Origin of the sequence: Duganella lactea (genome assembly GCF_009857505.1) — a bacterium.
GTDB lineage: Bacteria > Pseudomonadota > Gammaproteobacteria > Burkholderiales > Burkholderiaceae_D > Rugamonas > Rugamonas lactea.
Window position 1 is genome coordinate 112,062 of record NZ_WWCP01000013.1, and the last position, 20,365, is coordinate 132,426.

21 protein-coding genes are annotated in these 20,365 nt (G+C 63.0%); 8 read left to right on the plus strand and 13 right to left on the minus strand.

Annotated elements, in window-relative coordinates:
- Window positions 1-8: 8 nt before the first annotated feature.
- Window positions 9-914 carry a sulfonate ABC transporter substrate-binding protein gene (locus GTP44_RS12870; protein ID WP_161019751.1) on the plus strand — a complete coding sequence of 302 codons (906 nt, stop codon included), beginning with the start codon at window positions 9-11 and terminating at the stop codon, window positions 912-914.
- A gap of 56 nt (window positions 915-970) precedes the next feature.
- On the opposite strand, the gene GTP44_RS12875 is transcribed toward GTP44_RS12870, so the two are convergent.
- The 4 genes from GTP44_RS12875 to GTP44_RS12890 all read right to left on the minus strand — a co-directional run bounded on the left by GTP44_RS12875 (window position 971) and on the right by GTP44_RS12890 (window position 6,571).
- The gene (locus GTP44_RS12875; protein ID WP_161019752.1) at window positions 971-1,417 is read right to left on the minus strand and encodes a gamma-butyrobetaine hydroxylase family protein; all 447 of its coding nucleotides are present in this window, start codon (window positions 1,415-1,417) and stop codon (window positions 971-973) included.
- Window positions 1,414-1,845 carry an HIT family protein gene (locus GTP44_RS12880; RefSeq protein WP_161019753.1) on the minus strand — a complete coding sequence of 144 codons (432 nt, stop codon included), beginning with the start codon at window positions 1,843-1,845 and terminating at the stop codon, window positions 1,414-1,416. The genes GTP44_RS12875 and GTP44_RS12880 overlap by 4 nt, the downstream gene beginning before the upstream one ends.
- A 2-nt stretch (window positions 1,846-1,847) precedes the next feature.
- Window positions 1,848-5,858 (minus strand): DUF3683 domain-containing protein, encoded by a 4,011-nt coding sequence (locus GTP44_RS12885; RefSeq protein WP_161019754.1) that lies wholly within the window; start codon window positions 5,856-5,858, stop codon window positions 1,848-1,850.
- 221 nt (window positions 5,859-6,079) lie between these two features.
- Window positions 6,080-6,571 (minus strand): YqaA family protein, encoded by a 492-nt coding sequence (locus tag GTP44_RS12890; RefSeq protein ID WP_161019755.1) that lies wholly within the window; start codon window positions 6,569-6,571, stop codon window positions 6,080-6,082.
- A 246-nt stretch (window positions 6,572-6,817) separates the two neighbouring features.
- On the opposite strand from GTP44_RS12890, the gene ilvA reads away from it, so the two are divergent.
- From ilvA to GTP44_RS12925, 7 genes are all read left to right on the plus strand, one after another.
- Window positions 6,818-8,353 carry a threonine ammonia-lyase, biosynthetic gene (ilvA, locus tag GTP44_RS12895; protein ID WP_161019756.1) on the plus strand — a complete coding sequence of 512 codons (1,536 nt, stop codon included), beginning with the start codon at window positions 6,818-6,820 and terminating at the stop codon, window positions 8,351-8,353.
- 66 nt (window positions 8,354-8,419) lie between these two features.
- A complete protein-coding gene (gene queF, locus GTP44_RS12900; RefSeq protein WP_160991321.1) occupies window positions 8,420-9,253 on the plus strand; it encodes an NADPH-dependent 7-cyano-7-deazaguanine reductase QueF in 834 nt (277 codons plus the stop codon).
- 306 nt (window positions 9,254-9,559) lie between these two features.
- Window positions 9,560-10,042: a PTS sugar transporter subunit IIA gene (locus GTP44_RS12905; RefSeq protein WP_160991320.1), complete on the plus strand. Its 483-nt coding sequence runs from the start codon at window positions 9,560-9,562 to the stop codon at window positions 10,040-10,042.
- A gap of 21 nt (window positions 10,043-10,063) precedes the next feature.
- Window positions 10,064-10,999, plus strand: coding sequence for an HPr(Ser) kinase/phosphatase (gene hprK / locus GTP44_RS12910; protein WP_161019757.1), 936 nt, complete (start codon window positions 10,064-10,066; stop codon window positions 10,997-10,999).
- A gap of 269 nt (window positions 11,000-11,268) precedes the next feature.
- Complete coding sequence (gene rapZ / locus GTP44_RS12915) at window positions 11,269-12,129, plus strand: RNase adapter RapZ (RefSeq protein ID WP_160991318.1); 861 nt, start codon at window positions 11,269-11,271, stop codon at window positions 12,127-12,129.
- A 44-nt stretch (window positions 12,130-12,173) separates the two neighbouring features.
- Window positions 12,174-12,479: a type II toxin-antitoxin system RelE/ParE family toxin gene (locus tag GTP44_RS12920; RefSeq protein ID WP_161019758.1), complete on the plus strand. Its 306-nt coding sequence runs from the start codon at window positions 12,174-12,176 to the stop codon at window positions 12,477-12,479.
- Window positions 12,472-12,756 (plus strand): addiction module antidote protein, encoded by a 285-nt coding sequence (locus GTP44_RS12925; protein WP_161019759.1) that lies wholly within the window; start codon window positions 12,472-12,474, stop codon window positions 12,754-12,756. The genes GTP44_RS12920 and GTP44_RS12925 overlap by 8 nt, the downstream gene beginning before the upstream one ends.
- Here the strand turns inward: GTP44_RS12925 and GTP44_RS12930 are convergent.
- From GTP44_RS12930 to GTP44_RS12970, 9 genes are all read right to left on the minus strand, one after another.
- Entirely contained in the window at window positions 12,751-13,815 is a 1,065-nt protein-coding gene (locus GTP44_RS12930) for an enoyl-CoA hydratase/isomerase family protein (RefSeq protein WP_161019760.1), read from the minus strand. The two genes, GTP44_RS12925 and GTP44_RS12930, sit on opposite strands and share 6 nt — an antisense overlap.
- Window positions 13,816-13,824: 9 nt before the next feature.
- Complete coding sequence (locus tag GTP44_RS12935; RefSeq protein WP_161019761.1) at window positions 13,825-14,739, minus strand: alginate lyase family protein; 915 nt, start codon at window positions 14,737-14,739, stop codon at window positions 13,825-13,827.
- A gap of 88 nt (window positions 14,740-14,827) precedes the next feature.
- Complete coding sequence (gene hpf / locus GTP44_RS12940; protein ID WP_160991313.1) at window positions 14,828-15,184, minus strand: ribosome hibernation-promoting factor, HPF/YfiA family; 357 nt, start codon at window positions 15,182-15,184, stop codon at window positions 14,828-14,830.
- A 77-nt stretch (window positions 15,185-15,261) separates the two neighbouring features.
- A complete protein-coding gene (locus tag GTP44_RS12945) occupies window positions 15,262-16,737 on the minus strand; it encodes an RNA polymerase factor sigma-54 (protein WP_160991312.1) in 1,476 nt (491 codons plus the stop codon).
- Window positions 16,738-16,743: 6 nt separating this feature from the next.
- The gene (gene lptB / locus GTP44_RS12950) at window positions 16,744-17,496 is read right to left on the minus strand and encodes an LPS export ABC transporter ATP-binding protein (RefSeq protein WP_160991311.1); all 753 of its coding nucleotides are present in this window, start codon (window positions 17,494-17,496) and stop codon (window positions 16,744-16,746) included.
- A gap of 1 nt (window position 17,497) precedes the next feature.
- On the minus strand, window positions 17,498-18,076 hold the full coding sequence (gene lptA / locus GTP44_RS12955; RefSeq protein WP_202424067.1) for a lipopolysaccharide transport periplasmic protein LptA: 579 nt from the start codon (window positions 18,074-18,076) through the stop codon (window positions 17,498-17,500).
- A gap of 11 nt (window positions 18,077-18,087) precedes the next feature.
- A complete protein-coding gene (gene lptC, locus GTP44_RS12960; RefSeq protein WP_160991309.1) occupies window positions 18,088-18,681 on the minus strand; it encodes an LPS export ABC transporter periplasmic protein LptC in 594 nt (197 codons plus the stop codon).
- Between the two features lie 13 nt (window positions 18,682-18,694).
- Window positions 18,695-19,234 (minus strand): KdsC family phosphatase, encoded by a 540-nt coding sequence (locus GTP44_RS12965; protein WP_161019763.1) that lies wholly within the window; start codon window positions 19,232-19,234, stop codon window positions 18,695-18,697.
- A 23-nt stretch (window positions 19,235-19,257) separates the two neighbouring features.
- Window positions 19,258-20,247: a KpsF/GutQ family sugar-phosphate isomerase gene (locus GTP44_RS12970; protein ID WP_161019764.1), complete on the minus strand. Its 990-nt coding sequence runs from the start codon at window positions 20,245-20,247 to the stop codon at window positions 19,258-19,260.
- Window positions 20,248-20,365: the final 118 nt, after the last annotated feature.

A 20,365-nucleotide genomic window follows, 5' to 3' on the forward strand; every position in this document is an offset into this window, starting at 1 on the left:
GGATGAAGATGAAGAAATGGATTTGCTTGCTGTTGGCCATGCCGCTGTTGGCGTCGGCCGCCGAGATACGTATAGGCTTCCAAAAAGGCTCCGGTTTACTCAGCATGATGAAGACGCAGGGACTGGCCTTGCCGGGCCATCAGCTCACATGGATTGAGTTTCCCGCCGGGCCGCAGATGCTGGAGGCGCTGAACGCCGGCAGCATCGATTTCGGCAGCACGGGCGCGCCGCCGCCGGTGTTTGCGCAGGCCGGTGGCGTCGATCTGCTGTACGTGGGCGCGGAGCCTGCGCCGGTGAACAGTGAGGCGATCTTCGTGCCCAAGGAGTCGGCGCTACGCACGGTGGCTGAATTGAAAGGCAAACGTGTCGCGTTCCAGAAGGGGTCCGGCTCGCACTTCCTGCTGGCTTCCGCTTTGCAGAAGGCGGGCCTGAAGATCAGCGATATCACACCGGTGTATCTTTCGCCGTCGGATGCGCGGGCGGCGTTTGTCAGCGGCGGCATCGATGCATGGGTGGTGTGGGACCCGTACTTTGCATCGGCACAGAAGACGTATCAGGTGCGCGTGCTGGCCGACTATACCGGGCTGCCGCTGGCGAACGGCTTCTATCTGGCGTCGGGCAAGTTTGTGAAGGAGTCGCCGCGGCTGGTATCGGCGTTGCTGGAGCAGGTGCGCCAGGCTGGCAAGTGGGCCGGCGCGCATCCGAAAGAAGTCAGCGCGCTGTTGACGCGGCAGACCGGCGTGCCGGCCGACATCGTCGCCACGTGGATGAGCCGCTCACGTTTCGGCGCCACGCCGGTGACGCCGGAGATCGTCGCCAACCAGCAGCGCGTGGCCGACCTGTTCTACCAGCAAAAGCTGATTCCCAAACCGGTCAACATCGCCAGCCGCGTGTGGACCTGGCAACCGAAGTAAGCTTGATCCAGCTAAAGCCCCGCCCGCCGATGCGCGATCAGGTCACGTCGTAAGGATCAGGACTTGCAGCCGCAGCCACCGCTGCCGCAACCGCCGCCCTGCTGGGCGACTGGTGCGAACGACAGCGTGGCGCCGGTGTCGCGGCCGGTGTCGCCTTCAAAGCCGGCTTCGTGCAGGCGGTGCAGATAGCCGTCCCACAGCACGTCTTTCTCGCTGCCCAGCTTGTACAGATAGTCCCAGGTGAAGATGCCGGTGTTGTGGCCGTCGCTAAACGTCGGCTGCACCGCGTAGTTGCCGACCGGCTCGATGCCGGCGATGCCCACTTCGCGCTTGCCCACCTGCAGCACCTCCTGGCCGGGACCATGTCCCATCACCTCCGCCGATGGCGAATACACGCGCAGCAGCTCGAACGGAATCGAAAACGATTTACCATCGTCAAATTCAATATCCAGCACGCGGGATTTGTTGTGGACCGTCAGGCCGGTGGGGACAGGTTTGCTCATGATGCTTTCACTTTCTCGACGATGGCCGCGTGCAATGCCGGCAACAGCGCGCGACGCGCCGCCAGCACCACCGCCGACGATGCGCGCTGCGCCACAGCCCAGGTCGGGTTGGGGAAATGCGCATCACCGCGGTAACGCGGGATAACATGCCAGTGCACGTGCGGCGTCATATTACCAAAACTGGCCAGATTGATTTTTTCCGGCGCCATCACCTCGCGCTGGGCCGACTCCACCGCCCACACCACGTCCATGATGCGCGCGCGGTCGGCGACCGGCAGATCGGTCATCTCTTTGACGTGGGCATGCCACACCACACGCGTGAAGCCCGGATACTCGGCCTCGTCCACGGCCACCACCGACCAGCGGTCATCGCCCCAGATCAACGCCGCCCCCGGGGCCGCGAGCAAATTGCACAGATCGCAGGCCATGATTACACCAGCACGCGTTCGATGCCGCCATCGTTGGCGCGCTTCACATACTCCGGCATCCAGTTCTCGCCCAGCAGATGCTTGGCGATCTCCACCACGATGTAATCGGCGGTGGTGCCGGCGTCCTCGCTGTAGCGCGACACACCGCCCAGGCAGGCCGGGCAGCTGGTCAGGATCTTGACCTCGCCGTCGAAGCCGTCGGCGCGCAATTTGTCGGCGCCCTTGATGACTTCCTCTTCCTTGCGGAAGCGCACCTGCGTCGAGATGTCCGGACGCGCCACCATCAGCGTACCCGAGTCGCCGCAGCAACGGTCGTTCTTCTCAATCTTGACGTTGTCGTGGGTCTGGATCAGCGAGTTGACGGTCTTGGTCGCCTCCTGCAGCTTCATCGGCGTGTGGCACGGCTCATGATACATATAGCGCGTGCCGGTCACGCCTTCAAGCTTGACCTGTTTCTCGTTAAGATACTCGTGGATGTCCATGATGCGGCAGCCTGGGAAGATCTTGTCGAACTCATAGGTCGCCAATTGGTCGTAGCAGGTGCCGCACGACACCAGCACGGTCTTGATGTCCAGATAGTTGAGCGTGTTGGCCATGCGGTGGAACAGCACGCGGTTGTCCGTCATCATCTTGTCGGCCTTGTCGTACTGGCCCGAACCGCGTTGCGGATAACCGCAGCACAGATAGCCCGGCGGCAGCACCGTCTGTACGCCCACTTCCCACAGCATCGCCTGTGTGGCCAGACCCACTTGCGAGAACAGGCGCTCCGAACCGCAGCCGGGGAAGTAGAACACCGCCTCCGTATCAGCCGTGGTGGTCTTCGGATTGCGGATGATCGGGATGACCTTGTCGTCCTCGATATCCAGCAGCGCGCGCGCGGTTTTCTTCGGCAGGTTGCCCGGCATCTTCTTGTTGATGAAGTGGATCACCTGTTCGCGCACCGGCGGCTTGCCGACGGTTGGCGGCGGCGCCTTGGTCTGCTTTTTGGCGAATTTCTTCAGCAGGTCGTTACCCAGCCGCTGCGCCTTGTAGCCCAAACCGATCATCGCCGCGCGGGTGGCGTTGATGGTGGCGGGATCAGTGGCGTTCAGGAAGAACATCGAGGCCGCCTTGCCCGGATTAAAAGTCTTCTTGTCCATCTTGCGCAGCAGATTGCGCATGTTCATCGACACGTCACCGAAGTCGATGTTGACCGGACAGGGCGTCACGCATTTGTGGCAGACGGTGCAGTGATCGGCGACGTCCTCGAATTCTTCCCAGTGCTTGATCGAGATGCCGCGACGGGTCTGCTCTTCATACAGGAAGGCTTCGATCAGCGACGAGGTCGCCAGTATCTTGTCACGCGGCGAGTACAGCAGGTTGGCGCGCGGCACGTGCGTCGAGCACACCGGCTTGCACTTGCCGCAACGCAGGCAGTCCTTGACGCTGTTGGCGATGGCGCCGATATCGCTTTGCTGCATGATCAGCGATTCGTGGCCCATCAGGCCGAACGACGGCGTGTAGGCATTGCGCAGGTCGGCTTCCATACCGTCCAGGTTCAGCAGCTTGCCCTTGTTGAAGCGGCCCTCCGGGTCGACGCGCATTTTGTAATCGCGGAACGGCGCGATCTCGTCTTCCTGCAGGAATTCCAGCTTGGTGATGCCGATGCCATGCTCGCCCGAGATGACGCCATTCAGCGAACGCGCCAGCGTCATGATGCGGGCGACGGCCTGGTGCGCCAGTTGCAGCATCTCGTAATGGTCGGAGTTGACCGGCAAGTTGGTGTGGACGTTGCCGTCGCCGGCGTGCATGTGCAGCGCGACGAACACGCGACCGCGCAGCACGCGCTTGTGGATGGCGGTGGCTTCGTCGAGGATCAGCTGGTAGGCGGCGCCGTTGAAGATCTGACGCAGTTGCGCGCGGATTTCCTGCTTCCACGTCACGCGGATGGTGCGGTCCTGGACCACGTCGAACAACGTGGCGTTCGGTTGCGTGGTCAGGCGCTCTTCAAAGACCGGCAGCAGACGGTCGAGGCCATGCGCGGCCAGTGCGCCGGTGATGGCGGCCAGCGGCTGGTCCAGCTCGGCCAGCAGATAGGTCCAGCGCGCGTGCACTTGCGCCAGCAGCGCTTCGGCTTGCGGTTGGCGGTCGCCCAGCATTTCGGCGTCGCCGACGCTGTCCTCGGCGTCGTCGCTCTTGCCGATCGGCAGATTGCCGGCGGCGAAGAAGTCCTGCAGTTCCTCCACCAGTTGCAGCTTGTTCTTGATCGACAGCTCAACGTTGATGCGCTCGATGCCGTCGGTGTACTCGCCCATGCGGTTCAGCGGGATCACCACGTCCTCGTTGATCTTGAAGGCGTTGGTGTGCCTGGCGATGGCGGCGGTGCGGGCGCGGTCGAGCCAGAATTTTTTGCGCGACTCCGGGCTGACGGCGACAAAGCCCTCGCCGACGCGGGTGTTGGCCAGCCGCACCACTTCCGACGCGGCCAGCGCCACGGCGTTTTCATCATCGCCGACGATGTCGCCGAACAGCGCCATCTTCGGCAGCACGCCGCGTTTCGATTTGGTGGCGTAGCCGACCGCGCGCAGATAGCGCTCGTCCAGATGCTCCAGGCCGGCGAGGCGCAGCGTGGCGAATTGCTCGCCCTGGGCCGGCAGGCCGTCGAGGTAATCCTTGATCTCGACGATCGATGGAATCGCATCGCGCGCCTGGCCGAAGAACTCCAGGCAGACGGTGCGGGCGAACTTCGGCATCTTGTGCAGAATCCAGCGGGCCGACGTGATCAGGCCGTCGGTGCCCTCTTTCTGGATGCCCGGCAGGCCGGCCAGGAATTTATCGGTGACGTCCTTGCCCAGGCCCTCCTTGCGGAACACGCGGCCGGCGATTTCCAGCATCTCGGTCTTGAACGGCGCGCCCTTGGCCTCGCCCTTGGCGGTCGGATGGGTCCACTCCAGTTTGAAGCGGGCCAGCGGCGTATCGTGGATCTTCGACAGATTATGGTCGAGGCGGGTGACCTCCAGCCAGTCGCCCTGCGGATCGACCATGCGCCACGAAGCCAGATTGTCCAGCGCCGTGCCCCACAGCACGGCCTTCTTGCCGCCCGCGTTCATGGCGATGTTGCCGCCGATGCAGGACGCGTGGGCCGAGGTCGGATCGACGGCGAACACGAAGCCGGCCTTCTCGGCGGCCTCGGACACTTTGTTGGTGATGACGCCGGCGCCGGTGTAGATGGTGGCGTATTCCTTATCGAGCCCCGGCAGCACCTTCATCTCGACCGCGCCCATGTTCAGCAGCTTCTCGGTGTTGATGACGGCCGACATCGGCGTCAGCGGAATGGCGCCGCCGGTGTAGCCGGTGCCGCCGCCGCGCGGGATGATGGTCAGGCCGAGTTCGATACAGCCCTTGACCAGGCCGGCCATTTCCTCTTCGCTGTCCGGGGTCAGCACCACGAACGGATACTCGACGCGCCAGTCGGTGGCGTCGGTCACGTGGCTGATGCGCTTCATGCCGTCGAAGCAGATGTTGTGCTTGTCGGTATAGCGACCCAGCACCTTGTAGGTGCGCTTGCGCAGATCGTAGACCTGCTTGAATTCCTCGCCGAAGTCGGCGACCGCCTTGCCGGCCGCGCGCAGCAGCCTGGCGACGTTGGCGCTGCGGGTGTGTGCGGCCGCATCCTTTTCCGCCTCGTCCACGCTGAGGCGGCGCTTGTCGACCTCGGCCAGACGGTGATGCAGCGCGTCGATCAGTTCCTGGCGGCGCTTCGGATTATCCAGCAAGTCATCCTGCAGATACGGATTGCGGCGCACGGCCCAGATATCGCCCAGCACCTCATACAGCATGCGCGCCGAGCGGCCGGTCTGGCGCGCGCCGCGCAGCGCATCCAGCAGCGACCACGACTCCTCACCCAGCAGACGAATGACGATCTCGCGATCGGAAAACGACGTGTAGTTGTAAGGAATTTCCCGCAGGCGCGTGGCCTCCGGACCGTGGGGCGTTTCCGCCAGCAAAGCTTGAATTTGTGCAGGGGCGTTCATTATGCAGAGACTATAGACAGACACCGGGAGGATCATTCTAGCCTATTGCGGCGCACCACGCGGGAACAGCCTTAGGTGGCCGAGGGGCTCTGCCAATGCCGCGCAACCGATAAAAATTCGCCACCACCGGCCCCGACAGGCAATAACATGCCAAATGCAAGCTTCAGACTGAATGAAATTTATGCATAAGCTTATGCGACGATACGATAAGTTGCACCAAATTAGCCCATCAATTGCCCGATCCGGTGCCATACACCGTCCGGCACGTACAACAGCAGCGTGGTCATGGTGAGGTAGCGCAGGAACTTGCCGACCGCCATATAGGCGAGGCTGGGCCAGAACGGCAGCCGCAGCCAGCCGCCCAGCGTGCACAGCGGATCGCCGATGCCGGGCAGCCAGGCCAGCAGCATGGTCTTGGCGCCGTAGCGCTCCAGCCAATGGAACCAGCGGCTCTGGCGCTCCTTGGCGAAGGTCTGCTTGGCCTGCCAGCCCATGTAGTAATCGATGGCGCCGCCGATGGTGTTGCCGACGGTGGCCACAAAGATCACGCTCCAGAACAAGGCCGGATTGGCCTTGATCACCGCGAACACCGCCGGCTCCGAGCCCAGCGGCACCAACGTGGCCGACACCAGGCTGATGATGAACACCGACGTCAGGCCCACCTCGGGCGCGGCGAGCACGTGCAATAGCCAGGCGATGGCGGATTCGATCATGGTTAATTGGGCGGAAAGGAAAGCAGCCATTATAATGAGTCCACACCGCACGATTGAACAGTCCGATCCGGCCCACCCGCCAGGATCAGCGCCCCTGCTCCCCCCGGTCACCCGCCGGATAGTTAGCATCGCAGCCCTCCAACATACGGTGTCAGGTCTGACATTCGCACACGGGCTCAACTGCTACGCAGTTGAGCCCGTGTGCGAATGTCAGACCTGACACCGGGTTTAACTTGTTTGCCGACCATGACTACCGACTATCTGAAGAAAGTACTGACCGCCCGCGTCTATGACGTGGCTGATGAAACCCCGCTGGAACTGGCGCCGACGCTGTCGCAGCGCTTTGACAACCGGATTTATTTCAAGCGCGAGGACATGCAGAGCGTGTTCAGCTTCAAGATTCGCGGCGCCTATAACAAGATGGCCCACTTGAGCGACGCGCAACGCAAGCGCGGCGTCATTTGCGCCTCGGCCGGCAACCATGCGCAGGGCGTGGCCCTGTCCGCCGCCCGCATGGGCTGCCGCGCGGTCATCGTGATGCCGACCACCACGCCGGACGTCAAGGTCGATGCGGTCAAGGCGCGCGGTGGCGCCAACGTCGAGGTGGTGCTGCACGGCGAGTCCTACACCGATGCCTATCACCACGCGCTGACGCTGGAGCAGGAACAGAAGCTGACCTTCGTCCATCCGTTCGATGACCCGGACGTGATCGCCGGCCAGGGCACCATCGGCATGGAGATCCTGCGCCAGCACGCCGGCCCGATCCACGCGATCTTCGTGCCGATCGGCGGCGGCGGCCTGATCGCCGGCATCGCCGCCTACGTCAAGCAGATCCGTCCGGACATCAGGATCATCGGCGTGCAGTCGCTCGATTCCGACGCCATGGCGCGCAGCCTCAAGGCCGGCGAACGCGTCACGCTGTCCGATGTCGGCCTGTTCGCCGACGGCACCGCCGTCCGTCTGGCCGGCGAGGAAACCTTCCGTCTCGCCCAGCTGTATGTGGACGAGGTGATCGTGGTCGATACCGACGCCATCAGCGCCGCCATCAAGGATGTGTTCACCGACACGCGCAGCATTCTCGAGCCGTCCGGCGCGCTCGCCATCGCCGGCGCCAAGGCCTATGTCGAGCGCGCCGCGCTGAGCAAGGATCCGATCAGGAACGAAACCCTGATCACCATCGCCAGCGGCGCCAATATGAACTTCGACCGGCTGCGCTTCGTGGCCGAACGTGCCGAGCTGGGCGAGGCGCGCGAGGCGCTGTTCGCCGTCACGCTGCCGGAGCAGCGCGGCAGCTTCAAGCGCTTCTGCCAGCTGGTGGGCGGGCGCAACGTCACCGAGTTCACCTACCGCATTTCCGACCAGGATGACGCCCACGTCTTCTGCGGCGTGCAGATCGCCGACCGCAACGAGTCCGGCGCGCTGGCGCGCCGCTTCGAGGAGCACGGCTTCCGCGCGCTGGACCTGACCCACGACGAACTGGCCAAGACCCATTTGCGCCATCTGGTCGGCGGCAAGAGTCCGCTGGCCAGCAACGAGCTGCTGTACCGCTTCGAGTTCCCCGAGCGTCCGGGCGCGCTGATGCGCTTCCTCGATTCGATGGCGCCGAACTGGAACATCTCGCTGTGCCATTACCGCAGCCAGGGCGGCGACGTCGGCCGCATCGTCATCGGCCTGCAGGTGCCGCCGGAGGAAATGAGCGACCTCGCCCAGTTCCTGGCGACGCTCGGTTATCGCTACTGGGATGAAAGCAGCAATCCGGTGTACCGGCTGTTCCTGGGCTAGTCCAGCACGGGACGAGACGGCGTGGTTTGCGTTACCATGCCGTCTTCACCGCATTCACGTACCGCCATGACCAATACCGCCGACCAGTCCCCGCTGGGGAAAACTTCCGCCTACCGCACCGATTATGCGCCGGAACTGCTGTTCCCGATCGCGCGCCAGGGCAAGCGCGACGAGCTGGGCTTGTCGGGCACGCTGCCGTTCTTCGGCGTCGACCTCTGGAACGCCTATGAAATCTCGTGGCTGAACCCGCGCGGCAAGCCGCAGGTGGCGATCGCCCGTGTCACCTTCCCGGCCGATTCGCCCAACATCATTGAATCGAAGTCGTTCAAGCTGTACCTGAATTCCTTCAACCAGACCAAGCTCGACAGCGTGGTCGCGCTGAAGACCTTGCTGCAGCAGGATCTGTCGGACGCGGCCGGCGCCAACGTCCATGTCATGCTGACCCAGCCGGAGGAATTCGGCATGGTCGAGATGGGCGAGCTGGACGGTTTGCTGCTGGATCGTCTGGACATCGAGGTCGATCACTACAGCCCGGCGCCGGAGCTGCTGCGCGCCGCGCATGACGAGGAGCCGGTCGAGGAAAAACTGGTCTCGCACCTGCTCAAATCGAATTGCCTGGTCACCGGCCAGCCCGACTGGGCCAGCGTGCAGATCCACTACAGCGGCCCGCAGATCGACCAGGAAAGCCTGCTCAGATACCTGATCGGCTTCCGCGAGCACAACGAATTCCACGAGCAATGTGTCGAGCGCATCTTTGTCGACATCCTGCGCCAGTGCCAGCCGGCCCAGCTGGCGGTGTACGCGCGCTACACCCGTCGCGGCGGGCTGGACATCAATCCCTGGCGCAGCAACTTCAGCACGGCACAGAAACCACCGAACCTGCGTGGCGCACGTCAATAAACGTAATGATTTTTTCAATCAAAGATCAAAAAAGCGGCGTATGATGTACTCAACGTGGTGAACACGTCATACGACCGACTTGGTCGACAAACGCGTAAAAAAAACGGAAAAACCGGCCGGACTCCGAGCAAACATCGGATGTTTTCGCGCTTTCCGGTTCAGAAATAGCGATTCTTTCTAGAATGCATTTTTATCGCCGTGGCCTGCCGGCGCGGCGCGAGCGATTTCATGTTACATGGGGCGGAAACCAGCCTATAATTCTGCTCGCATGCCAACCTTGTGCGTTGCAACAATCGACGTCGTACTATGAACAACCTGAGCAAAATACTTTCACTCGAAAATGTGCAGCTGGACCTGGAAGTCTCCAGTAAAAAACGCGCGTTCGAGCAAGCTGGCCTGATCTTCGAAAACAACTGCGGCATCGCCCGCTCCACCGTCTCGGACAATCTGTTCGCGCGCGAGCGCCTCGGTTCGACCGGCCTGGGCCATGGCGTCGCCGTGCCACACGGCCGCGTCAAGGGCATGAAGAGCCTGAAAACGCCGCTGGCGGCGTTTGTCCGCCTGGCCGAGCCGATTCCGTTCGAGTCGCCCGACGGCAAGCCGGTCAACCTGCTGTTCTTCCTGCTCATTCCCGATCACGTGACCCAGCAGCACCTGGAGATCCTGTCGGAAATCGCCGAGATGTTCTCCGACGACGCCTTCCGCACCGCGCTGAGCACCGACCCCGATCCCAAATCGGTCCACTCGCGCATCATCAACTGGCTGCCCAGCCTGCAAACCGCCGGTTAAGCCACCTTTATAAAGACGCCCATGCTGCAAACTCCGCTGACGATCCAACGGCTATACGACGATAATCGCGAAAGTTTGCAGCTCGGCTGGTTTGCCGGGTTTCCCGGCGGCGAACGCCTGATCTCGGGCGACGTGGCCTCGGCCGCCGACCAGGTCGGCCACCTGAACACCATCCACCCGGGCCGCATCCAGGTGTTCGGCCACCAGGAAATCAATTACTACCAGCGCCTGAAGTCGCTGACGCGAGCGCATGTCATCGGTGAGCTGATCGCCGGCAATCCGCCGGCGCTGATCGTCGCGCAGGGGCTGGAAACGCCACCCGACATTCTGGCCATCTGCGACGAAAAAAATATCCCGCTGTTCTCGACGCCGCTGCCGGCGGCGCAGGTGATCGACTTTTTGCGCGTGTATCTGTCGAAGAAGCTGGCGCAGCGCATCATCATGCACGGCGTGTTCATGGACGTGCTCGGCGTGGGCGTGCTGATCACCGGCGATTCCGGCCTCGGCAAGAGCGAGCTGGGCCTGGAGCTGATTTCGCGCTCGCACGGTCTGGTGGCCGACGACGCGGTGGAATTCTCGCGCATCGCGCCGAACATGATTGAAGGCCGCTGCCCGGCGCTGCTGCAGAATCTGCTGGAAGTGCGCGGCCTGGGGCTGCTGGACATCAAGGCCATCTTCGGCGAGACCGCCGTGCGCCGCAAGATGCGCCTGAAGCTGATCGTGCACCTGGTGCGGCGCGGCGCCGCCGACGAGGAAGTCGAGCGCCTGCCGTTCCAGTTCCCGACCGAGGATGTGCTGGGCCTGCCGATCCGCAAGGTGGTCATTCCGGTGGCGGCCGGCCGCAACATCGCGGTGCTGCTGGAGGCGGCGGTGCGCAACACCATCCTGCAACTGCGCGGTATCGATACGCTGCAGGAATTCATGGAACGGCAACGACAGGCGATGAGCGGGGACTAGCCCCGCCCACGCCCTCATGTTGCCAAGGAGTCGTGCCTTGCAAGGCACGACCGTTACGCAGGCGTGGCGCTACGCGCCACGAATTCCCTGCTACACCAACGACAGGCGATGAGCGGGGACTAGCCCCGCCCACGCCCTCATGTTGCCAAGGAGTCGTGCCTTGCAGGGCACGACCGTTACGCAGGCGTGGCGCTACGCGCCACGAATTCCCTGCTACACCAGCGACAGGCGATGAGCGGCGACTGACGGGCGATGGTATCATCGCAGGCATGCGCATCGTACTCATTACCGGCATCTCCGGTTCAGGCAAATCCGTCGCCCTCAACGTCCTCGAAGACACGGGCTATTATTGTGTCGATAATCTGCCGCCGGCCCTGCTCGCCAGTCTGGTCCAGACCCTGACCGACGAAGGCTTGGAGGCGCTGGCCGTGGCGGTCGACGCCCGCAGCGCCGCCTCGCTGGCCTCGCTGCCGGGCGACGTGCAGCGCCTGCGCGCCGAAGGCCACGATGTCAAGGTGATGTTCCTGACCGCGAATACCCACTCGCTGGTGGCGCGCTTCTCGGAAACGCGGCGCAGCCATCCGCTGTCGCACGAGGTGCGTCCGGGCCAGAATCCGGCCGGACGCCGCACGCTGATCGAGTGCATCCTGGAAGAGCGCGAGCGGCTGTCGGCGATCGAAAAGCTGGGCCATGTGCTGGACACCTCCGAGCTCAGCGCCAACAAGCTGCGCGCCTGGGTCAAGGACCTGGTGCTGACCGAGCACGCGCCACTGACGCTGTTCTTTGAATCGTTCGCCTTCAAGCTGGGCGTGCCGATGGACGCCGACTTCGTGTTCGACGTGCGCGCGCTGCCGAATCCCTACTACGACCTGGCGCTGCGTCCGCTCACCGGCCGCGACGCCCCGGTAATCGACTTCCTCGACGCCCAGCCGAGCGCCGGCGAAATGCTGAACGACATCCGCGCCTTCGTGGAAAAGTGGCTGCCGGCCTTCAAGGGTGACAACCGCAGCTACCTGACGGTGGCGCTCGGCTGCACCGGCGGCCAGCACCGTTCAGTCTACATGGCAGAAAAACTCGCCGCCCACTTCAGCGCCACCGAACGCGTCGTCCTGCGCCACCGCGAGCAGTAAATCCACATCAAAGCATGTCGTAGCGACTAAACTACGATGGTGGGATGATCACGATCATCCAAACCAAGGTATTCCAGCGCTGGCTGACGCGCCTACCAGACCGCAACGCCCGCTTGATTATCAATGAACGTTTATTCAGACTGTCGAATGGACTGAGCTCTGATGTTGAGCCCGTTGGTGAAGGTGTCGGCGAGCTGCGTATTCATTACGGACCAGGGTACCGTGTTTATTTTCTGAAGCGGGGAACAGCGGTCATTATTTTGCTCTGCGGCGGGAACAAAAGCTCGCAGCGACGAGACATCCGCAGAGCCAAGCGACTCGCTCAGCAATGGAGGAAAGACCATGCCTGACTATCACCCTTACGATTTCGCTGCGGCGTTGGTTGATGCGGCATCAATCAAAACATTTTTATCGGAAGCACTACAGCCGGGGGACATGCGTTACTTTTCGGCGGCATTGACCATAGTCGGTCGTTCGAAAGGTATCACTGAACTCGCGGTGAAAACGGCTTTGCCGCACGAGCAGATTGCAGCGGCGCTGACCGCTCCAGATAACCTCCGTTCGGCCACTACATGTGCGATACTGCAAGCAATAGGGCTACAGTTACATCCAAGCAGTGCGTCATAGATGGCGCAGCGGGTGGGCGTAGTCTGGCCAGACGGGCTGGAACAGCGCCTGCACCATTGCTTCAGTGACTTCCTCCAACTTGGCTGGCTGCCATTGCGGCGCGTTGTCCTTGTCGATGACGAGGGCGCGCACGCCTTCAATGACTTCGCCGTTTTCGAAGTTGCGGCGCACTAGCGCGCGCTCCATGCGCAGGCAACCGGCGACGTCCAGCGCCGCGCCGCGCTTGATCAATTCGTGCGTGACGCACATCATCAGCGGCGAGCGGGTGGCCATGACGGCCAGCGTCTTTTGCGCGAACTCACCGCCGTCGACCTGCAACGAGGCGACGATGGCGGGCACGGAGCCGGCGCTGAAGTGGCGGTCGATGGCGTCGCGGTGCGCCGCCAGCGTGCCGTCGCCGGCCTGGTGCGTGGCGGCGTAGGCGGACAATGCCGCAGGCAGGCTGGCGCCCGGCGTGGCCAGCAACAATGCATCCAGCGCGGCGCGGTCGGCCAGCGGCGCATAGTGATCGGCCAGGCCGGCATAGAGCGCGTCCGCCGCGCCGATCGTCACGCCGGTGACGCCAAGATAGTAGCCCAGCGCACCCGGTGCGCGCGACAGAAAGTAGCTGCCGCCGACGTCCGGAAACAGACCGATGTTCACTTCCGGCATCGCCATCCGCGTCTTGTCGGTGACGATCCGCACGCCGCCCTGCGCCACGCCCATGCCACCGCCCATCACCACGCCGTCCATCAGCGCGATGTAGGGCTTGGGGTAGCAATGAATCAGGTGGTTCAGCGCATATTCCTCGGTGAAGAAATCCTCTACCAGCGCGCTGCCGCCCTGCGGTGTGCTGCGGCCCGCCTCGTAGAAGAAGCGGATGTCGCCACCGGCGCAGAACGCCTTGTCGCTGCTGCTGCGGATGACGACGGCGGCCACCGCCGCGTCGTCGCGCCACGCCAGCAGCGCTTGCGTGATCGCGCGCACCATGTCGAGGGACAGGGAATTCAGGGCCTTGGGCCGGTCCAGCACGATCAAGCCGGTGCCGTTGCTTACACTGGTATGGATGGTTTCGCTCATGCGAATATTCTACTGCAGATGTTCCAGCGGGTTCGGCACATCCAGCGCGCCGCCCAGGCGCGCCTGCCACAGCGCCTGGCCGGCCGGTGGCGACGGTTTGCCGGCATGGCGGTTGTAGAGCGTCGTCACCTCGCGGCTGTCCGCCGGCTCCTGCTTGAAACCGCTACGCCTGGCGATGCCGGACGGATCGGCCGCGGCGGCCACGGTGAACGCCACCAAGGTCTCCAGACGAGGATCGCGTATGTCCAGTATCGAGGCCATCATCACCAGCGGCGTGGCGGCGAACACCTGGTAGTGCAAGGCCTTGACGCCGCGCGCCATTTCCGCCGGCAGCGCGCCATCCGGCGCCATCTGCCCCAGCGCGTCATGCAGCACCTTGCGGCCCCAGTCCAGATAGCGGGTCTCGCCGGTCACGCCGCCCACCGCCGTCACCGCCAGTCCTTCCCAGTAGTAGTGATTGTTGCGCGCGCCTTTTTTCGCGTCGGCGTGCGCGATGGTGGCCTCGGCCAGCGCCTTGAACCAGCCTTCGATGGCGGCGCGCTGTGCTGACGTTGCCTGCGGCTTCACGCGGGCGTAGTTCAGCGCCATGCCGCTCAGCGTCCATTTGCGCACGTAGTACGCTTGCTCGCTGGACAGCTTGCCCAGCATGGCCCTCCGCTCGCCCCAGCTGGCCAGCCAGGTCAGCGCGCAGGCCGCGTCGCGTCCGTTGGCGTCGCGCGCCACGTGCGACAGGAAACTCTCAATCGGCTTGGTGCTGGCGATGTTGCGCGCGCGCTTCTCGGGATCGATGACCGAGTGGTTGGCGTCGGCGTAGTAGCTGTTGGCTTCGATGTCGATGGGTGCCGGCGGCGGCGCCTCGCAAGCCGGCGCGGCGTGCGTGGTCCGCATGGCGAGCGCCAGCAATAACGATATAAACAATTTCATGGTGTTCCTGTCTGAAAGCCGCGTGCGGCCGGGCGCAAAAAAAGGGCGTCCTTTTAGCGCCCTTTAGTTGTGGTGCCGGGATCGTCGATCAGACGGCGGCAACAGGTTCGTAGCTATCCGGCATGTGCTTGATCGCGTCGCGATCATGGCCCTGGACTTTGGCTTTGTATTTCATGACCTGGCGATCCAGCTTGTCGATCAAGGTATCGATGGCGGCATACAGGTCCTGCGACAGGCTTTCCACGTAGACGGTTTTACCGGACAGACGCAGATTGATTTCAGCCTTCTGGCGTTTCTCTTTCTCTTTAAGGTTATCCACGGTCAGGATGACCGCGATATCAATCACTTGATCAAAGTGGCGGGTGACGCGTTCCAGTTTATTCTGCACGTATTCGCGAATAGCTGCGGTCACTTCGAGATGATGTCCACTGATGGTGAGATTCATACACACTCCTAAAGATAAGTCGCTTTCTGACGGTTAGTGCGTTGCCCATTGCAGCCGGGCACGCAGGAACCAGGTAACTACAAAGACTTGCGGAGACTGACTGGTGGGATTTTGAGGGCTTCGCGATATTTGGCAACAGTGCGCCGCGCAATCACCATGCCCTGTTCTCCCAGCATGTCCGCAATCTTACTGTCGGATAAAGGATTTTTCGGGTCTTCAGCTCCTGTCAGTTGCACGATCAAAGCACGTATCGCCGTCGAACTTGCTTCCCCGCCAGCTTCGGTGGCGACATGGCTACCAAAGAAATATTTCAGCTCAAACATGCCGTGCGGGGTCAGCATATATTTTTGAGTTGTTACGCGAGAAATTGTGCTCTCGTGTAAACCCAGTGTATCAGCAATTTCGCGAAGCACAAGGGGGCGCATCGCAACGGCGCCGTGCGAGAAAAAGTTCTTTTGTCGTTCTACTATCGCCTGCGCCACGCGCAGAATGGTGTCGAAACGCTGACGCATATTCTTGATCAGCCACTTCGCTTCCTGCAGCTGCGCGCCCATCGCGCTTTCGCCCTTGCCCTGTTTGAGCAGGTTGGCGTACATCGCGTTCACGCGCAGGCGCGGCATGACGTCGTTGTTCAGGCTGACCTGCCAGCCGTTGCGCGATTTTTTCACGATCACATCCGGCACCACGTAGTCGGACACGTCGGACGCGAACGCGGCGCCCGGATGCGGGTTGCACTGGCGGATCACCGCCTGCGCCTCGCGCAGATCTTCGTCATCGCACAGCAGCGCTTTTTTCAGTTTGTTGAAGTCGCGCTGGGCGAACCAGGTCAGGTGGTTTTCAACGATGCGCAGGGCCATGCGTCGCGTCACCATCGGCACGCCGGGCAGGCGCTTGATTTGCAGCGCCAGGCATTCGGCGGCGTGACGCGCGCCGACGCCCATCGGATCGAAACTTTGCAGCAGGCTCAGCGCCGTCTGCAGTTCCTCGATTTCGACCTCCAGTTCTTCCGGCAGGCGCGCGTGGATTTCCTCCAGCGATTCTTCCAGATAACCGTTCTCGTCGAGCGCGTCGATGATCAGTTCGACCAGCGCGCGGTCGCGCGTTTCCAGCACCGTCACGCGCATCTGTTCCATCAGATGTTCGCGCAGCGTGCAGTGGTGCGCCTCCAGTTGCGGGCGGGCGTCCTCGTCGTCGCTGTTCTTGCTGCGGCCGGCGTCGCCCCAGTCCATGTCGGCGTCGGGCGTGGTGCTTTCGGTGTCGGCGGCCGGGCCGTCGTAGGTCTCGGCGTCGGCGGCCGGCGCCTCGCCTTGCGGCGGACCTTCGGCAGGGGCGTCGCCGGCCGGCGCCTGTTGGCTGATGGCGCCGTCGGCCAGCAGCCGCAGCGAGTGGTCGAGCGGATCGTCGAGACGTTCCAGCAGCGGGTTATCGGTCAGCAGCTGTTCGAGTTCCTGGTGCAGCTCCAGCGTCGACAGTTGCAGCAGCCGGATCGACTGCTGCAATTGGGGCGTCAACGCGAGGTGCTGCGACGTGCGCAGTTGCAGAGACTGTTTCATGAAGGCTTACATACGGAAATGTTCACCCAGGTAGACACGCCGCACCGATTCGTTGGCGATGATGTCGTCCGGACGGCCTGATGCCAGCACCGAGCCCTGGTTGATGATGTAGGCGCGGTCGCAGATGCCCAGCGTCTCGCGCACATTGTGATCGGTAATGAGGACGCCGATATTGCGTTCCTTGAGGAAGCGCACGATGCGCTGGATCTCAATCACGGCAATCGGGTCGACCCCGGCGAAAGGTTCGTCCAGCAGCACGAACCGCGGGTTGGTCGCCAGCGCGCGGGCGATCTCGACGCGGCGGCGCTCGCCGCCGGACAGCGACAGCGCCTGGTTCTCGCGCAGCTTTTCGATTTGCAGATCGGCCAGCAGGGTATTGAGCCGTTCATCGATGTCCGCCTTGGATAAAGGCTTGCCGTCCACGTTCTGGATTTCGAGCACGGCGCGGATATTTTCTTCCACCGTCAGCTTGCGGAACACCGACGCTTCCTGCGGCAGATAGGACAAGCCCATCGTCGCGCGGCGGTGGATCGGCAGCGACGAGATGTCGGTGCCGCTGATGTCGATGCTGCCGGCGTCCGACGGCACCAGGCCGACGATCATGTAGAACGAGGTGGTCTTGCCGGCGCCGTTCGGCCCCAGCAGGCCGACCACTTCGCCGCACTCCACTTGCAGCGAGACGTCATGCACCACCTGGCGCTTGCCGTAGGTCTTCTGCAGGCCTTTGACGATCAGGGTGCTACCACAGGTCGATTCCATCTTATTTCCCCGCCGCAGGCTGCGTGGCCGGCGCCGGCGCGGCCTGCTTGGTCGACGGCTGGATCACCATCGTGCCGCGGCCGCCGCCCGGTTTGGTGTCGCCGGTCGGCGTGTTCTTGACGGCGAAGAATTCCTTGCGGCTGTCATACGAAATGAACTCGCCATCGACCTGGCTGGCGGTCTTGCCGGCTTCCAGTTTCTTGATCTGCGCCTTGGCGAACAGCTTGACCAGCTCGGTCTTGTTGTCGTACTCGATGCGGTCGGCCTGACCCTCGACCCACTGGTCGCCCGGGCCGTCGAGCTTCTGACGGAACGTCGCCTGCACGCCGGCGGCGCTGTACAGCACCACGAACTGGTAGCCTTCCGGATCTTCGGTCACCACCGCTTTTGGCGACTTCATCAGCAGCGTGCCGCGGGTCAGCACCACGTTGCCGGTGAAGGTCTTGATCTGCTTGACGTCGTCGGCGTCGAGTTGATCGAATTTGATCTCGGTCGGCTTGCTGGAATCGGCCTTCTCGGCCTGGGCGGCGCAGGCCACCAGCGCCAGCATCAACGACAGTAACAGTTTATTCATCTTCATTGCGCATTCCTTCAATGTGCCGCGCGCGGCGGCAGCGTAATCGTTCCGCGTCCGCCCAGGGCGATCTGGCGGGTGGCGTTGTTGGCCTTCATGCCGTCGCCGGTGGCGGTCGAGCCGCCGGCCAGCATATCGACTTTGGCGGTGGTTTCCATGCGCTCTTCGTCCGGGTACACGGTCAGCGTACTGGTCTTCAGGCGCAGCTCCTGCGTTTGCTTGGTGGCGGGCCGCACCACGTCCACATTGCCCTCCAGCCGCACCCGCGTATTGTTCTGATCGACATACGCGGTCTGGGCATGGATATTCATCGGCGGCTGGTCGCCGGACAGGCTGTGCACCAGCGGCTTGTCGATCACCGACAAATCGCCGACCGGATGATGGGTCAGCCGGTCGCCGGACACGATGTAGGCCGGCTGGCCGTTCTTGTTCATGCGCACCGTGCTGAAGCGGTCGATGATGTAGTCAGGCTCCTCGCGAAACTTGTCGGCGCCGGCGTCCTGACCCGCCTGGTTGACCACCTGCACCAGCCAGAAGCTGCCGACGGCGACGAACACGCCGGTCATCATGATCAGCGTCAGCTGCCAGCGGTGTGCGGTTCTTTTACGCATGATTGCTCCTTGCTCAAACCAGGAATTGTGCCATCACGCGCTCGTAGCTGCCTTGCGCGTGCATCAACAATTCGCACACTTCGCGCACCGCACCCTTGCCGCCGAAGGCGACGGTGGTGTGGTGGGCGCACGCCAGCACTGCCTGGCGGCCGTTCGGCACGGCGACGGCGAAGCCGACCCGCTTGAGGATCGGCAAGTCGACCACATCGTCGCCGATGAAGCCGACCTGCTCGGCCGTCAAACCGGTCTTGTGCAGCAGCGCGTTGAACGGCGTCAACTTGTCGTGGCCGCCCTGATGCAGATGGCTGATGCCCAGGTCGGCCGCGCGCCGGATCACCTGCGGCGAGGTGCGCGCGCTGATGATGGCGGTCTGGATGCCGGCTTCCTGGATCAGCTTGATGCCCAGGCCGTCCTGCACGTTGAAGGTCTTCAGCGCCTCGCCGTCGGCGCCGTAATGCAGGCTGCCATCGGTCAGCACGCCGTCGACGTCGAAAATCATCAGCTTGACGCGCGCGGCGCGTTCCAGATAGGTCACGCTCGTCGGCTCACTCATCGGCTCACTCATCAGCTTACTCATCAGATTACTTTGGCACGGGTCAGATCGTGGATGTGCAGCGCACCGACCAGCTTGCCGTCGGCATCGGTCACCAGCATCTGGTTGATGCGGTACTGCTCCATCACGGCCACCGCGTCCACCGCCATTTTCTCAGGCGCGATGCTGCGCGGGTTGGCGTGCATCACATCGCCGATGATCACTTTGCTGAAATCCTGCACCTTGTCGATCATGCGACGCAGGTCGCCGTCGGTGAACACGCCGACCGGCTTGCCGTCGGCGTCGACGATGGCGGTCATGCCCATGCCCTTCTGGGTGATTTCCAGCAGCGCCTCGGTCAGCCTGACGTCGGCGCTGACGCGCGGCACGGCGTCGCCGCTGCGCATCACGTCCCTGACGTGGGTCAGCAGGCGGCGGCCCAGCGCGCCGCCCGGGTGTGAGCGGGCGAAGTCCTCTTCCTTGAAGCCGCGCAGGTCCAGCAGCGCCACAGCCAGGGCGTCGCCCAGCGCCAGCGTGACGGTGGTCGAAGTGGTCGGCGCCAGATTCATCGGGCAGGCTTCTTTTTCGACGGCGACGTTCAGGTGGACATCGGCGATGCTCGCCAGGCTGGAGCCCGGCTTGCCGGTGATGGCGATAACCTTGCTGCCCATGCGCTTGACCACCGGCAAGATGGTCATCAGCTCCGCGCTCTCGCCGGAATAGGAAATGGCGATAAAGGCATCGTCGGCGGTCACCATGCCGAGATCGCCGTGGGCGGCTTCGGCCGGGTGCACGAACAGCGCCGGCGTGCCGGTGGAGGCCAGCGTGGCGGCGATCTTGCGGCCGATATGGCCGGATTTGCCGATGCCGGACACCACCACGCGCCCGCTGCAGTTCAGCAGCAGGGAAATGGCCTGGACCACGCTGTCGTCGTTGGCCAGCCGCGCGTTCAGGGCATTGATGGCATCCGCTTCATTCTGCAGCGTGTCTCGGGCAAGACGCAGTGCCGTTTTTGCATCAAAAACTTTCAGCATTGTTTTTTCATGGGTTACACTCATGCCCAAGTATAGCCGAATTGGGAAAGCAAAAAACTTGCCAGTCACAACATAACGTGCAAAGCACACCGCAAACAACGAAACTTTACTCACTGGC

Coding starts and splice junctions, on each gene's coding strand:
- lptB (WP_160991311.1), bottom strand. CDS start 17,496: ATGGAATCGACCTGTGGTAGCACCCTGATCGTCAAAGGCCTGCAGAAG.
- GTP44_RS12930 (WP_161019760.1), bottom strand. CDS start 13,815: ATGAGCGAAACCATCCATACCAGTGTAAGCAACGGCACCGGCTTGATC.
- lptA (WP_202424067.1), bottom strand. CDS start 18,076: ATGAAGATGAATAAACTGTTACTGTCGTTGATGCTGGCGCTGGTGGCC.
- GTP44_RS12935 (WP_161019761.1), bottom strand. CDS start 14,739: ATGAAATTGTTTATATCGTTATTGCTGGCGCTCGCCATGCGGACCACG.
- GTP44_RS12890 (WP_161019755.1), bottom strand. CDS start 6,571: ATGATCGAATCCGCCATCGCCTGGCTATTGCACGTGCTCGCCGCGCCC.
- GTP44_RS12920 (WP_161019758.1), top strand. CDS start 12,174: ATGATCACGATCATCCAAACCAAGGTATTCCAGCGCTGGCTGACGCGC.
- hpf (WP_160991313.1), bottom strand. CDS start 15,184: ATGAATCTCACCATCAGTGGACATCATCTCGAAGTGACCGCAGCTATT.
- GTP44_RS12870 (WP_161019751.1), top strand. CDS start 9: ATGAAGAAATGGATTTGCTTGCTGTTGGCCATGCCGCTGTTGGCGTCG.
- rapZ (WP_160991318.1), top strand. CDS start 11,269: ATGCGCATCGTACTCATTACCGGCATCTCCGGTTCAGGCAAATCCGTC.
- GTP44_RS12880 (WP_161019753.1), bottom strand. CDS start 1,845: ATGGCCTGCGATCTGTGCAATTTGCTCGCGGCCCCGGGGGCGGCGTTG.
- ilvA (WP_161019756.1), top strand. CDS start 6,818: ATGACTACCGACTATCTGAAGAAAGTACTGACCGCCCGCGTCTATGAC.
- GTP44_RS12965 (WP_161019763.1), bottom strand. CDS start 19,234: ATGAGTGAGCCGACGAGCGTGACCTATCTGGAACGCGCCGCGCGCGTC.
- GTP44_RS12905 (WP_160991320.1), top strand. CDS start 9,560: ATGAACAACCTGAGCAAAATACTTTCACTCGAAAATGTGCAGCTGGAC.
- GTP44_RS12875 (WP_161019752.1), bottom strand. CDS start 1,417: ATGAGCAAACCTGTCCCCACCGGCCTGACGGTCCACAACAAATCCCGC.
- queF (WP_160991321.1), top strand. CDS start 8,420: ATGACCAATACCGCCGACCAGTCCCCGCTGGGGAAAACTTCCGCCTAC.
- GTP44_RS12885 (WP_161019754.1), bottom strand. CDS start 5,858: ATGAACGCCCCTGCACAAATTCAAGCTTTGCTGGCGGAAACGCCCCAC.
- GTP44_RS12925 (WP_161019759.1), top strand. CDS start 12,472: ATGCCTGACTATCACCCTTACGATTTCGCTGCGGCGTTGGTTGATGCG.
- GTP44_RS12945 (WP_160991312.1), bottom strand. CDS start 16,737: ATGAAACAGTCTCTGCAACTGCGCACGTCGCAGCACCTCGCGTTGACG.
- GTP44_RS12970 (WP_161019764.1), bottom strand. CDS start 20,247: ATGCTGAAAGTTTTTGATGCAAAAACGGCACTGCGTCTTGCCCGAGAC.
- hprK (WP_161019757.1), top strand. CDS start 10,064: ATGCTGCAAACTCCGCTGACGATCCAACGGCTATACGACGATAATCGC.
- lptC (WP_160991309.1), bottom strand. CDS start 18,681: ATGCGTAAAAGAACCGCACACCGCTGGCAGCTGACGCTGATCATGATG.